Annotated in this window: 11 protein-coding genes; 5 read left to right on the plus strand and 6 right to left on the minus strand. The window is 71.8% G+C overall.

Annotation, left to right across the window (positions count from 1 at the left end):
* Positions 1 to 64: 64 nt before the first annotated feature.
* The 3 genes from rocD to ACLQ3F_RS20520 all read right to left on the minus strand — a co-directional run bounded on the left by rocD (position 65) and on the right by ACLQ3F_RS20520 (position 3,633).
* Positions 65 to 1,279 (minus strand): ornithine--oxo-acid transaminase, encoded by a 1,215-nt coding sequence (gene rocD / locus ACLQ3F_RS20510; protein ID WP_425851046.1) that lies wholly within the window; start codon positions 1,277 to 1,279, stop codon positions 65 to 67.
* Positions 1,279 to 2,094, minus strand: coding sequence for a dimethylargininase (ddaH, locus tag ACLQ3F_RS20515; protein ID WP_334502249.1), 816 nt, complete (start codon positions 2,092 to 2,094; stop codon positions 1,279 to 1,281). The genes rocD and ddaH overlap by 1 nt, the downstream gene beginning before the upstream one ends.
* Before the next feature lie 591 nt (positions 2,095 to 2,685).
* Positions 2,686 to 3,633, minus strand: coding sequence for a thrombospondin (locus tag ACLQ3F_RS20520; RefSeq protein WP_425850846.1), 948 nt, complete (start codon positions 3,631 to 3,633; stop codon positions 2,686 to 2,688).
* A 336-nt stretch (positions 3,634 to 3,969) separates the two neighbouring features.
* Here ACLQ3F_RS20520 and ACLQ3F_RS20525 point away from each other — a divergent pair, with 336 nt between their 5' ends.
* The gene (locus tag ACLQ3F_RS20525) at positions 3,970 to 4,779 is read left to right on the plus strand and encodes an Fpg/Nei family DNA glycosylase (protein ID WP_425850847.1); all 810 of its coding nucleotides are present in this window, start codon (positions 3,970 to 3,972) and stop codon (positions 4,777 to 4,779) included.
* 146 nt (positions 4,780 to 4,925) lie between these two features.
* Here the strand turns inward: ACLQ3F_RS20525 and ACLQ3F_RS20530 are convergent, their stop codons facing one another.
* The gene (locus ACLQ3F_RS20530) at positions 4,926 to 5,822 is read right to left on the minus strand and encodes an aminoglycoside phosphotransferase family protein (RefSeq protein ID WP_425850849.1); all 897 of its coding nucleotides are present in this window, start codon (positions 5,820 to 5,822) and stop codon (positions 4,926 to 4,928) included.
* A 99-nt stretch (positions 5,823 to 5,921) separates the two neighbouring features.
* On the opposite strand from ACLQ3F_RS20530, the gene ACLQ3F_RS20535 reads away from it, so the two are divergent.
* The 4 genes from ACLQ3F_RS20535 (at position 5,922) to ACLQ3F_RS20550 (ending at position 9,647) form a co-directional block, all read left to right on the plus strand.
* The gene (locus ACLQ3F_RS20535; RefSeq protein ID WP_425850850.1) at positions 5,922 to 6,773 is read left to right on the plus strand and encodes an LLM class flavin-dependent oxidoreductase; all 852 of its coding nucleotides are present in this window, start codon (positions 5,922 to 5,924) and stop codon (positions 6,771 to 6,773) included.
* Positions 6,770 to 7,195, plus strand: coding sequence for a nucleoside deaminase (locus ACLQ3F_RS20540; protein WP_425850852.1), 426 nt, complete (start codon positions 6,770 to 6,772; stop codon positions 7,193 to 7,195). The genes ACLQ3F_RS20535 and ACLQ3F_RS20540 overlap by 4 nt, the downstream gene beginning before the upstream one ends.
* 236 nt (positions 7,196 to 7,431) lie before the next feature.
* Positions 7,432 to 8,697 (plus strand): AGE family epimerase/isomerase, encoded by a 1,266-nt coding sequence (locus ACLQ3F_RS20545; RefSeq protein WP_425850853.1) that lies wholly within the window; start codon positions 7,432 to 7,434, stop codon positions 8,695 to 8,697.
* Positions 8,694 to 9,647 (plus strand): carbohydrate kinase family protein, encoded by a 954-nt coding sequence (locus tag ACLQ3F_RS20550; protein WP_425850855.1) that lies wholly within the window; start codon positions 8,694 to 8,696, stop codon positions 9,645 to 9,647. Before ACLQ3F_RS20545 ends, ACLQ3F_RS20550 begins: the two co-directional genes overlap by 4 nt.
* A gap of 166 nt (positions 9,648 to 9,813) precedes the next feature.
* Here the strand turns inward: ACLQ3F_RS20550 and ACLQ3F_RS20555 are convergent, their stop codons facing one another.
* Both ACLQ3F_RS20555 and ACLQ3F_RS20560 read right to left on the minus strand, forming a co-directional pair.
* Complete coding sequence (locus ACLQ3F_RS20555; protein ID WP_355008237.1) at positions 9,814 to 10,782, minus strand: LacI family DNA-binding transcriptional regulator; 969 nt, start codon at positions 10,780 to 10,782, stop codon at positions 9,814 to 9,816.
* Positions 10,783 to 10,854: 72 nt separating this feature from the next.
* Complete coding sequence (locus ACLQ3F_RS20560; protein WP_425850856.1) at positions 10,855 to 12,234, minus strand: FAD-dependent oxidoreductase; 1,380 nt, start codon at positions 12,232 to 12,234, stop codon at positions 10,855 to 10,857.
* Positions 12,235 to 12,254: the final 20 nt, after the last annotated feature.

Here is a 12,254-nt window from a genome sequence, read left to right on the forward strand (position 1 = left end):
ATCATGAAGTTATTGCCACGACACGCCGAGGCGCAGGGCAATAACTTCATGATCGACGCAGGGGTTACGGGGCCAGGACCTCGGCGAGGGCGTCGATTGCGAGGTCGATCTCCGCTTCGGTGATGACCAGGGGTGGGGCGAGCCGGATGGTGGAGCCGTGGGTGTCCTTGGCGAGGACTCCGCGCTCGGCGAGCCGCTCACACGCCTCCCGACCGCTCATCAGCGCCGGGTCGATGTCCAGCCCGGCCCACAGGCCGCGGACGCGTACCCCGACCAGACCCTTGCCGACCAACCCTTCCAGGCCGGCCCGCAGCCGCTCACCCAGCTCGGCCGAACGGCGCTGGAACTCGCCGGTGGCCAGCAGCCGGACCACCTCGATCGCCACCGCGCAGGCGAGCGGGTTGCCACCGAACGTGGAGCCGTGCTGGCCGGGCTTGAGCACCCCGAGCACGTCTGCGTTCGCGGCCACCGCGGAGACCGGCACGATGCCGCCGCCGAGCGCCTTGCCGAGCAGGTACATGTCCGGCACGACGCCCTCATGGTCACAGGCGAAGGTCGCGCCGGTACGCCCCAGACCCGACTGGATCTCGTCGGCGATGAACAGCACGTTGCGCTCGGTGCAGACCTGGCGTACGCCCGGCAGGTAGCCCTCCGGCGGCACCACCACACCCTGCTCACCCTGGATCGGCTCCAGCAGCACGGCCACTGTGTTCTCGTCGATCGCGGCGGTCAGCGCCTCCAGGTCGCCGTACGGCACGACAGTGAACCCCGGGGTGTACGGCCCGAAGTCGGCGCGGGCGTCCTCGTCGGTGGAGAAGCTCACGATGGTGGTGGTTCGGCCGTGGAAGTTGCCCTCGGCGACCACGATGTTGGCCTGGCCGGCGGGCACGCCCTTGACCTGGTAGCCCCACTTGCGGGCCACCTTGATCCCGGTCTCCACCGCCTCGGCGCCGGTGTTCATCGGCAGCACGAGGTCCTTGCCGCACAGCTCCGCCAGCTCCCGACAGAAGTCGGCGAACTGGTCGTGGATGAACGCACGGCTGGTCAGCGTCAGCCGGTCCAGTTGGGCGTGCGCGGCGGCGATCAACTGCGGGTGCCGGTGACCGAAGTTCAGCGCGGAGTAGCCGGCCAGACAGTCCAGGTAGCGGCGGCCGTCAACGTCGGTGAGCCAGGCACCCTCGGCGGACGAGATCACCACCGGCAGGGGGTGGTAGTTGTGCGCGGTCCAGCGCTCGGCGTCCCGGACCGCTCCCGGCGTACGCAGCTTGTCATCCACGATCACTTGCTTGCCTTTCCCTGACGGAGTCGCAGCGTGCAGCACTTCGGTCCGCCGCCGGCCTTACGTAGCTCGGACAGGTCGACCCCGATGGTCTCGTAGCCCCGGTCGCGCAGCTTGGCGGCCAGGTCGGTGGCCTGCGCGGGCAGCACAACGTGCCGCCCGTCGCTGACCGCGTTCAACCCCAGCACCTCGGCGTCGGCCATGGTGGCGTGCACCGCGTCGGGGAAGAGCCGGCGCAGCACAGCCTGGCTGCCCGGGGAGAACGCCTCCGGCAGGTACGCCACGGTCCGCTCGTCGAGCACTGTCAACGCGGTGTCCAGGTGGTAGAAGCGCGGGTCGACCAGTTGCATGGTGATCACCGGGTAGCCGAAGACCTCCTGCAACTGGGCGTGCGCGGCGTGCGCCGTACGGAAGCCGGTGCCGGCCAGCAGGTGGTCACCGGCCAGCAGGACGTCACCCTCGCCCTCGTTGACGTGCTTCGGGTCGTACATCTCGAAGCCGGCGGCCTCGAACCAGGCCCGGAACGCCGGCGCCTCGTCGGCGCGCTGCGGGTCCCGGAACTGCACGGCCATCGCCTTGCCGTCGATCACGGTGCCGCCGTTGGCGGCGAAGACCATATCGGGCAGGCCGGGCACCGGAGTGATCTCCTCGACGGTGTGGCCCAGGTCAAGGTACGTCTGGCGCAGCTGCTCCCACTGCCGGACGGCCAGCGCGGCGTCGACCGGCGCGCTCGGGTCCATCCAGGGGTTGATCGCGTAGTCGACGGCGAAGTACGTCGGCCGGCACATCAACAGGCGCTGGCTGGTGGCGTCCATCGTCATTGTCCTGCTCCCAGGGGTCGGGCGCGCCCGGCCACCGTGGCCCACGGGCTGGCGCCGTTGCTCAACGGTATGCGGCGTGAGCGGCAGGATCCACCGCCAGGAGTTGCGCAGGGCGTAGATCCGTTGCGTGTGGTGAGACCTCCGAGGCGATTCGTTGCGTCGGAGCCGAGATCCGGCAGGCAGAGCTCAGAGGCAGGGCCGGGAGGCCGGTTCGCAGCCTTTGCTCTGCTGCCTTATGTGCGCCACCAGACGGCGTCGCCCTCACCGGCGAGTAGCGGAATCCGCCACCACTTCCCGGCGCCACTCATCGGACACCTGGCCCCGACCCCCTGGCGCATATAGGGCAGCAGAGCAAAGGCTGGCGTACATGGTTCGCCCGGCAGTGTGGGGTGGGGGATCGCCGGGTGACGCGCGAATCCTCCGGCGATCTGGACCGGAGACGTCGAACCCCGGAAACACTTCAGGGGCGGCGAACCGCCGCCCCTGAAAGGGTGTCTCCCGGCCGGTGAACCACCGGACTGATCGGGTTGCCGGCGAACCGCCGGCTGCTCGCCGGTGCATCACCGGCGAGCGGAACAGTGCCCGCTAGAAACGATCGACAAACTGTGAGTCAAGCCACTCACGGAAGCGCTGCACCCAGTCGCCGTCGGTGGTCGGCCAGTCGAACTGGCCGGTCATCGCGAGCACCCCGATCACGACCGCGGCCAGACCGATCAGCACCCCGAAGAGCGCGTCGGTCTTGCCGGCGACGTGCCGGCGGCGGGTGGCCATCAGGCCGAGCACCGACAGCACCGCGCCGAACGCGCCGAGCCCGATGCCGTACCCGGCCAAGGTTCCGGTCAGCACGAACGTCGCACCGACGACCGAGACGATCAGGCCGAGGGTGGCGAGCAGACTGGCCCGCGGTTTCGGGCCACGCGTCACCGGCGGCTCAGGCGTGGTCGCGCCCGGGGTCGGGTCGACAGTGCGGTCCGTGGTGGTCCGGTCCGTGACGGCACTGTCGGCCGTGACCCGGTCGGTGGTGTCGGGCCGACGGGTGGTGCTGTCGAGGTCGGCGTCCCGCTCGGCGGTGCGCTCGGCGGTCCGCTCAGTGGTCGGGGCGACGGCGGGCCGGGCCTCGGTCTCCACCTTGCTGGTGGTGCCGGTGCGGGGCTCCGGCGTGACCGGGCGGGTCGTGCCGTTCACGGGCTCGGGTGCGACCGGGCGGGCCGTGCCGTTCGAGGGCTCGGGCGCGACCGGGCGGGCGGTGCCCCGGGAGTCGACCTCCGCCGGTCGACCGGTGGCAGCTCGGGCCACCGCCGCCCGCTCGTTGGCCCGCCGCTCGGCCTCACTGATCTGGCCGTCGGTCGTGCCGGCGCTGCGGTACGTCGTCTGGTCGGCGTCCCGGTCGGTGACCACCGGGCGGCCGACGCTGTCGTCGGACTGGGCGGGCTCGGTGACCGGGGTGTCGCGGCCGTCCACTTGGCCGTCGAGGTTCTCGTCCCGCGTCGGTGCCGGCTCGGACCGGCGGGACAGCGAAGGAATCCTGACCACTACACACCTCCTGATGAATGCGTGGTGGCCGACGGAAAGGGTGGCACCCACGCGGTGTCGGCCCTCAAATACCCACCTGGGCGTTTCCTGACACCAATCCTGGGTACGGCCGCCAAGACCGGCCTCGGCGGGCCTCGCCGCCTGGCCCGGACCAGCCCCGTCGCGTTGATCGACTCGGCTTCCTGGAAGTCGCGGTTTCCCGCCTCCGTGGACACCCCGATTTCCTGAAACCCGAGTCGATCAACGCGACGGGGACCGGGTCGGTCGAGGCGGCGGCGGGCCCGGTGCGGATCAGCGCGCGGGCCGGTCGGGCGGGGCTGGCTATCCTTGGCACCTGTGCCAGAAGGACACTCGATCCATCGCCTGGCGGCCCGGCACGCCGAGCTGTTCGCCGGGGACAAGCTGCTCGCCGCCAGCCCGCAGGGCCGCTTCGCCGAGGGTGCCGCCCGGCTCTCCGGGACAGTGCTGGAGGGCACCGAAGCGTACGGGAAACACCTGCTGCACCACTACGCCGGCGAGCTGACGTTGCACGTACACCTCGGGTTGTATGGCAAGTTCACCGACGGGCCGGGGGAGCCGCCGGAGCCGGTCGGGCAGGTGCGACTCCGGCTGGCCAGCGACCGGCACTGGCTCGACCTGCGCGGGCCTACGGCCTGTGAGCTGTTCACCCCACCCGAGGTGGCCGCGCTGCGGGACCGTCTCGGGCCGGATCCGTTGCGCGCCGACGCCGACCCGGAGCGGGCGTACGCCCGGATCGCCCGTAGCCCCACCCCTCTCGCCGCTCTGCTGCTGGACCAGTCGGTGGTGGCCGGCACCGGTCTGATCTTCGTGACCGAGGCGCTGTTCCGGGCGGGACTGCCGCCCACGATGCCGGGCCGACAGTTGACCAGTACCGGCTGGGACGCGCTCTGGGCCGACCTGGTCGGCTTGATGCGGCTCGCTGTCGAGCACGGTCGGATCGACACGGTCCGCGACGCGCACCTGCCAGAGGCCATGGGCCGGCCGGCGCGCGTGGACCGGCACGGCGGCGAGGTGTACGTCTACCGCCGCCCGGGAGCACCCTGCCACGTCTGCGGCACCGAGATCAGTCGCGGCGAACTGGCCGGCCGCAACCTGTACTGGTGCCGCACCTGCCAAACCACCTGACCCGCCCACCCGGGCACCCGCGCCCCGCGCCCGCCGATCTTGCGGTTTGTGTTGTCGGTATGGGTGGATACGCGCGCTGTGTCGGGACAGAAAGTGCAAGATCGCGGAGTTGGGGCGGGTGCGGGAACCCTGCGCGCTGCTGGAACTCAGTCGCCGTCGAGCAGCCAGCGGACCACCTCGATCTTCTCGGGGAAGACTGTGTCGTCGGCGAGGCCCCAGGACAGGGTGTGTCCGATCGTCCAGCCTCGGACCCGTTCCCGGTCCAGTCCCAGGTCGGTGCTGAACCGGTCCAGTCGATGCCGGACGGCGGCCGGTGAGTGGCCCAACTCCGGGCCGCGCACCATCGGCACGACCGAGAACTCCCGTTCCCCGGTCAGCGGCTTCGGGTCGATCGCCAGCCACGGCCCTCGATCGCCGCCGAGCGCGTCGCCGCCGAGCGCGTTGGCGGCGAGGATGTTGCCGGCGTGCAGGTCCTGGTTGACCAGCACCTGCTCGCCCTGGCTCGACGCCAGTCCGCTGAGCAGGTCGAGCGCCGCATCCAGCAGTCGTCGCTCGTACGGTCGGCCGGCCCGCTCCCAGGCCCGGGGCATCCGGTCGATCCAGCCGGCGGCCTCCCGTGCGAGCGGGGTGAACGGCGTGTCGGCCGGTCGCCAGAGCCGGGGGAGCAGTCCGACCACCACGTCCAGCGCCCGGTCCGGCGCAAGGTCGTGCAGGGGAGTGCCGGGCTGGCAGCGTTCGAGCAGAAGGGCACGCCGCCCGGGGTCGTGGGCGAGCAGACGGACCGCCGCGACGCCGTCCCAGAGTGCCAACGCGTCGGCCTCGTGCCGGCTCTCCTCGTCGGGATACTGGAGTTTCAGCACCACAGCGGTGCCATCGGGCAGGTGGGCGGGGAGCGCCAGTGACGCGTACGCCTGCCGGAAGGGCGGCCCGACCCGCAGCGACCAGCGCTCGGCGCACTCGTTCAGCCACGTCGGGAGTGCGGCCAGCCAGGCGCGACCGGCCGGTGATCCTCGTACCCAGTCGAGTCCTTCGGGCAGATCCATCCGGCGCTCCTGAGTCGTGCGGCGATCCGCGGCGGCTGCCAGGTGACTCAGCCGGGCTGCGGCGTTCACACACCGGTCCACAGTGGCTAGCGTGGACGGGTGCAGATTGGTGTGAACGTACCGAACTTCGCCCCGGGCACCGACCCCGACGTGCTGCGTCGGTGGGCGCAGACGGTGGAGGGTCTCGGCTTCGACCTGTTGATGGTCTCCGATCACATCGCGGTGACCCCGGACGTGGCCGAGCAGTATCCGGCGCCGTTCTACGAGCCGTTCACCACGCTGTCCTGGCTGGCCGGGGTGACCAGCCGGGTTCGGCTGGGCACCACTGTGCTCATCGTCCCGTACCGGCATCCGCTGCTCACCGCCCGGATGGCGGCGAACCTCAACCGGCTCAGCGGCGGGCGGCTCGTCCTCGGTGTCGCCGTCGGCTGGGCCCGGCAGGAGTTCGAGGCGCTCGGCGTGCCGTTCCGGCAGCGCGGCGCGCTGACCGACGAGTACCTGCACACCATGCGTGCGGCCTGGCAGGACACCGACGACTACGACACGGCAGCGATCCCGATCTGGGTCGGTGGCAACAGCGAGGCCGGCATGCGTCGCGCGGTGATGCTCGGTGACGCCTGGCATCCGCTGCGGTTCACGCCGGGACGGCTGGCCGAGGCGGTCGGACGACTGACGGACATCGCCGGCGAGTTGGGTCGCCCGGTGCCCGCGCTGGTGCCGCGGATCGCGCTCCAGGAGACCCGGGAACCGATCACCGACCCGGACCGGCTCGCCGGTGTCGGCACCATCGACCAGATCGTCGCCGACCTGGACCAGCTTCGTGTGCTCGGCGCGGAGACGGTCGTGCTGGACCCGTTCAACGGTGACCTGACCGAGATCCGCCAGCCCGAACGCGCCTGGCGGACCCTTGCGGCAGTGGCCGCACATCACAGAACCCAGGAGGACCGATGACCCCCGACGACGAGAAGTTTCTCCGCCATGCCGTCGACATCGCCAGGCGGGCGGGGGCTTCCGGCGAACGGCCGTTCGGCTCGTTGCTTGTCGACGCGGCCGGCGTCGTCCTGATCGAGGACCACAACACCGTGGTCTCCGACGCGGACATCAGCGCTCACCCGGAGTTGAAGCTGGCCCGCTGGGCGGCTCGGGAACTCACTCCCGAGGTGGCCGCCGGCACCACCATGTTCACCAGTTGTCAGCCCTGCGCGATGTGCGCGACGGCGATCGACCGGTCCGGCCTCGGACGGGTGGTGTACGCGCTGTCCACCGAGCAGTTCGAGGAGGTCAAGCCGGCCACCCCGCCGCTGCCCCCGGTCCGCTACGAGGGGCCGGCGCTGTTCGACGAGGCACGCCAGCCGATCGACGACTACTACTGAGCGGAGCCGCTCCGGGTCGGTGTGACGCAGCCGGAATTGACAGTCGGCCGGCTGCCGGAGCAGGGTTGAACGGTGACAACGATGTCAACGGTCAAATAGGAGGAAAGCCCTCTAGCTGCGCGCCGACCCTGGCCAGTCGAATCGTGGCGTACCGTTGGCAGTTTTGCGGCGCGGACCCGGTCCGTTCGCCGATCCTGGCCGTATGTCCCTTTCCTACCCCACGGTGACCAGCTGAAATGACCGACGTGCCCCGATCCGACGCCGCAACGACCCCTGCCCCGCCGGGGTCACCAGACCTGCCCGAGCTGGACGAGTTCCTCGTCGACCAGACCCGGACGCTGCTCAACACCGCCCGCCGCTCGCTTCGGCCCGAGGGCGGCTTCTGGTGGCTCACCGACGACCGCACCCCGGATCGCGGAGAACCCATCCACACCTGGATCACCTGCCGGATGACCCACGTGGCCGCCCTCGCCCACCGCAACGGCGACCCGGACGCCGCCGCCCTGGTCGACCACGGGATCGCCGCGCTCAGCACGCTGCTGTGTGACGACCGGTACGGCGGCTGGTTCGGCGCGGTGGACCAGCAGGGAGCACCCGTCAACGACCGCAAGGCCGGCTACGACCACGCGTTCGTGCTGCTCGCCGCCTCCAGCGCCGCGCGCGCCGGACGCCCCGGCGCGGACCGGCTGCTCGCCGACGTGCTGGCCGTCGTGCGGGACCGGTTCTGGGACGACGACGCCGGCGCTGTCCGCGAATCGTGGAACCGGGACTGGACGGTCACCGAGGACTACCGGGGCGCCAACAGCAGCATGCACATGGTCGAGGCGTTCCTCGCCGCTACCGCCGCCACCGGTGACGCGAGTTGGGCCGACCGGGCCCTGCGGATCGCCACCCACCTCGTGCACGGTGAGGCGGCCCGACACGACTGGCGGCTCCCCGAGCACTTCACCACCGACTGGACGCCGCTGCCCGACTACAACCGGGACCAGCCCGCCGACCCGTTCCGGCCGTACGGCTCCACGATCGGGCACTGGCTGGAGTGGGCCCGGCTGCTGCTGGAGTTGGAGGCGGTGCTGCCGCAGCCACCCCGCTGGCTGCTCGCCGACGCCCGGTCCCTGTTCGCCGCCGCCGTGCGTCGCGGCTGGGCGGTCGACGGCGCGGACGGCTTCGTCTACACCATCGACTGGGACGACCAGCCGGTGGTGCGCTCCCGGATGCACTGGGTTCTCGCCGAGGCCCTCGGCGCGGCGATCACCCTGCGTCGCCGTACCGGGGACGCGGTCTACCTCGACTGGTACCGGGTCTTCTGGGCGTACGCCCGCCGCAGTCTCATCGACCAGACCGGATGGCGGCACGAGTTGGACGCGCAGAACCTGCCCGCCGACACGGTCTGGCACGGCCGGCCGGACGTCTACCACGCCTACCAGGCGGTACTGCTGTCCCGCGCGGCCGACGGGCTCGGCGGCACCGGCCCGCTCGCACCGGGGGAGGTGACCGCGTGATCGTCGTCGCGGGTGAGGCGCTGATCGACCTGGTCGTCACGGCCGAGGGGCAGCGTGCCGTCCCGGGTGGTTCGCCGGCGAACGTCGCCGTCACCCTGGCCCGGCTCGACCAGCCGGTACGACTGCTGGCCCGACTCGCCGACGACGACTACGGTCGGCAACTCGTCGCGCATCTGAGCGCCAACCGCGTGGACCTGGAGTGGGCGGTACGCGCCGCGGAGCCCACGTCGGTGGCGGTGGCCACTCTGAACGCCGCCGGGCAGGCCAGCTACGAGTTCCGGCTGGCCGGTGCGGCCGACTGGCAGTGGACGCCGCAGGAGTTGCCCGAGCTGGCGGGGTCACCGGCGATCGCGCTGCACAGCGGGTCCCTCGCGCTCGCGTTGGCACCCGGCGCGGAGGCGCTGGAGGGCCTGCTCGCCCGGGAACACCAGCGGGACGGGCTCACCGTCTCCATCGACCTCAACCTGCGCCCGAGCATCGTCACCGACCGGGCGGCGGAGCAGGAGCGGGTACGCCGGCAGGTTCGCATCGCGCACCTGGTCAAGGCCAGCGACGAGGACCTCGCCTGGCTCTACCCGGACCGTTCGGTGGCCGACGTGATGACCGAATGGCGTACCGCCGGTGTGTCCTGCGCCGTGGTGACCCGGGGCGGGGACGGCGCCTTGCTGCTCGCGCCCGACGGCTCGCTGCACGAGGAGCCGGCGGTCCGCACCACGGTGGTCGACACCGTCGGCGCCGGCGACTCGTTCACCGGTGGCCTGCTGGCCGCGCTGGCCGACCTCGACGCGCTCGGCGACAGCCCGGCCGACCGGCTGGCCGCGGTGACTCCGCAGCAGTGGGGTGCGGTGCTCCGACAGGCCGCCACGGTGGCCGCCCTGACCTGCGCCCGCCGAGGCGCCAACCCCCCGACAAAAGCAGAGGTCGAAGCCCTCCTGACCCCCGCGCCCTGACCCCGCCCTCGCGCCCTGACCCCGTCCCCGCGCCCTCGTCCCCGCGCCCTGACCCCCGCGATCTTGCACATTCTGTCCCGGCAAAAGGCGCATCCCTGCGCAGGTCGCCAACAGTAAGTGCAAGATCGCGGGGGTCAGGCGGGCCCGGGGGCGCGGGATCAGGGGGTCAGGTTAGGCCGCGTTTTAGGAGCCTGGTGGGGAGGACCGTGGTGTCGGGTGGGGTGTCGTCTCCGGCGATTCTCTGGAAGAGGCGTTCGGTGGCCACCTTGGCCAGCTCTCTCGTGTCGTAGGCGACGACGGTCAGCGGTCGGGGCATCAGGTGGGCCAGCTCGAAGTCGTCGAAACCGACAAGCGCGGCGTCACTGCCCCGCCGGTGCAGCTCCTGGAGCGCGCCGACGGTGAGCCGGTTGTTGGCGCAGAAGAACGCGGTGGGCGGCTCCGGGAGGTCGAGCAGCGCGGCGACCGCTCGGCCGGCCTCCTCGGGCGCGATGAGCCGCTCGCGGATCAGCGACTCGTCCGGTTCGACGCCGGCAGCGTCCAGCGCCGACCGCGCCCCGGCCAGCCGCTCCCGCATGGTGGGCACGCTCGGCGCGCCGAGCAGCAGACCCACCCGCCGGTGCCCCTCGTCGAGCAGCGCGCTCACCCCGGCGTGACTGCCACCCCGGTTGTCCAACAGCACGGCGTCGGCGTGCAGCCCCTGCGGCGGCCGGTCCAGGAACACCACAGGCATGCCCAGCTCGACCTCGCGACGCAGGAACGAGTGGTCCAGGCCCGCCGGCACCACCAGCAGACCGTCGACGCGGCGTTGGGTGAAGTCCTGGAGCAGGGCGCGTTCCCGCTCCGGGTCCTCCTCCGACGACGCGGTGATCAGCATGGTGCCGTGCGCGGCCGCGATCTCGGCGGCGACGCTGGCGATGGTCGCGTAGAACGGGTTGGCGATCTCCTCGATCAGCAGCCCGACGGTGGCGTTGAGCTGCCGGGAGCGCAGGTTACGGGCGATGTCGTTGCGTCGGAAGCCCAGCTCGGCGATGGCGGCCAGCACCCGGCCGACCAGTTCCTGCCCCACCGGCTCGTCGTTCACGACCCGGGAGACCGTCTTCAGGCTGACGTCGGCCCGCCGGGCCACGTCCACCATCGTGGGACGCCGACGCACGGTCGGCCGGGTCGGGGTCTGGGTCACGGGGTGGTCCTCCACGGCGGGCGCGGGTCAACGGTCGAGGGCGGCGAGCGCGTCGACCGCTTTTCGGGCGGCGATGAGCACCGGATCCCAGACCGGCGCGTACGGCGGAGCGTAGCCCAGGTCGAGCTGCGTCATATCGTCCACCGTCATGCCGTTCCACAACGCCACGGCCAGTGTGTCGATCCGTTTGGCCGCCTCGGACCAGCCGACGATCTGCGCGCCGAGCAACCGACCGCTGGGGCGCTCGGCGATCAGCTTGACCGTCATCGGCCGGGCGCCGGGGTAGTAGCCGGCCCGGTTGGTCGACTCGGCGATCACCGAGACGAACTCGAAGCCGGCGGCGGTGGCCTCCCGTTCGCGCAGGCCGGTCCGGCCCACCTCCAGGTCGCAGACCTTCGTGACAGCCGTGCCGATCACGCCGGTGAAGGTGGCGTACCCGCCGCCGATGTTGATCCCGGCGACCCGGCCCTGCTTGTTGGCGTGCGTGCCGAGCGGCACGTGCACCGGCAACCCGCTGACCCGGTGCAGGGTCTCCACGCAGTCACCGGCCGCCCAGACGCCGGGGTGCTCGGGCACCCGCATCCGGCGGTCCACCCGGATCCCGCCGGTCGGTCCGAGGGGCAGCCCGGCGGCCTTGGCGAGCGCAGCGTTGGGGCGTACGCCGAGGCCCAGGACCACGACGTCGGTCGGGATCGGCCCCTCGGCGGTGACCACCGCGGAGACCCGGCCGTCCCGCTGTTCCAGGCCAGTCACCGGCAGGCTGGTGCGGATGGTGACGCCGAGGCCGCGCATGGCCTCGGTGACCAGCTCGGCCATGTCGGCGTCGACTGTCGCCATGGGCTGCTCGCCCGCCTCCACCAGGGTCACCGAGAGGCCGCGTTGGATCAGGGCCTCGGCGATCTCGACGCCGATGTAACCGCCGCCGACCACCACGGCCCGGCGTGGCTGCGGGTCGGCGTCCAGCCAGTGTCGTAGCGCAGCACCGTCGTCGAGGGTCTGCATGCCGAACACGCCGTCCGCGTCGGTGACCGCCCACTGCGGCTTCACCGGCACCGCGCCGGTGGCGTACATCAGGTCGTCGAAGCGTTCGCGGACCTCGCCGCCGCCCGTCAGGTCCCGGGCCACGACCTCGCGGCGTTCCAGGTCGATGGCCGTGACCTCGTGGCGCATCCGGACGTCCATCGCGTACTCGGTGCGGAACGTCTCCGGGTCGCGGGCGATCAACGCCTCGGGGCCGGGCACCAGGCCGCTGATCCAGTACGGGATGCCGCACGCCGAGTAGGAGGTGAAGTTGCCCAGCTCGAAGACCACGATCTCCAGGTCGCCACGGTCACGGCGGCGTCGGGCCTGGGACGCCGCCGACATTCCGGCGGCGTCCCCGCCGATGACGATCAGCCGTTGCGCCACGGGCTCATCTTGTCACGCGG

The organism is Micromonospora sp. DT15 (assembly GCF_049841475.1).
Taxonomy (GTDB): domain Bacteria; phylum Actinomycetota; class Actinomycetes; order Mycobacteriales; family Micromonosporaceae; genus Micromonospora.

What these genes read in the sequence shown, in the direction of transcription:
- ACLQ3F_RS20555 (WP_355008237.1), bottom strand. Translation starts at nt 10,782, where the DNA reads ATGGTGGACGTGGCCCGGCGGGCCGACGTCAGCCTGAAGACGGTCTCC.
- ACLQ3F_RS20545 (WP_425850853.1), top strand. Translation starts at nt 7,432, where the DNA reads ATGACCGACGTGCCCCGATCCGACGCCGCAACGACCCCTGCCCCGCCG.
- ACLQ3F_RS20540 (WP_425850852.1), top strand. Translation starts at nt 6,770, where the DNA reads ATGACCCCCGACGACGAGAAGTTTCTCCGCCATGCCGTCGACATCGCC.
- ddaH (WP_334502249.1), bottom strand. Translation starts at nt 2,094, where the DNA reads ATGGACGCCACCAGCCAGCGCCTGTTGATGTGCCGGCCGACGTACTTC.
- ACLQ3F_RS20530 (WP_425850849.1), bottom strand. Translation starts at nt 5,822, where the DNA reads ATGGATCTGCCCGAAGGACTCGACTGGGTACGAGGATCACCGGCCGGT.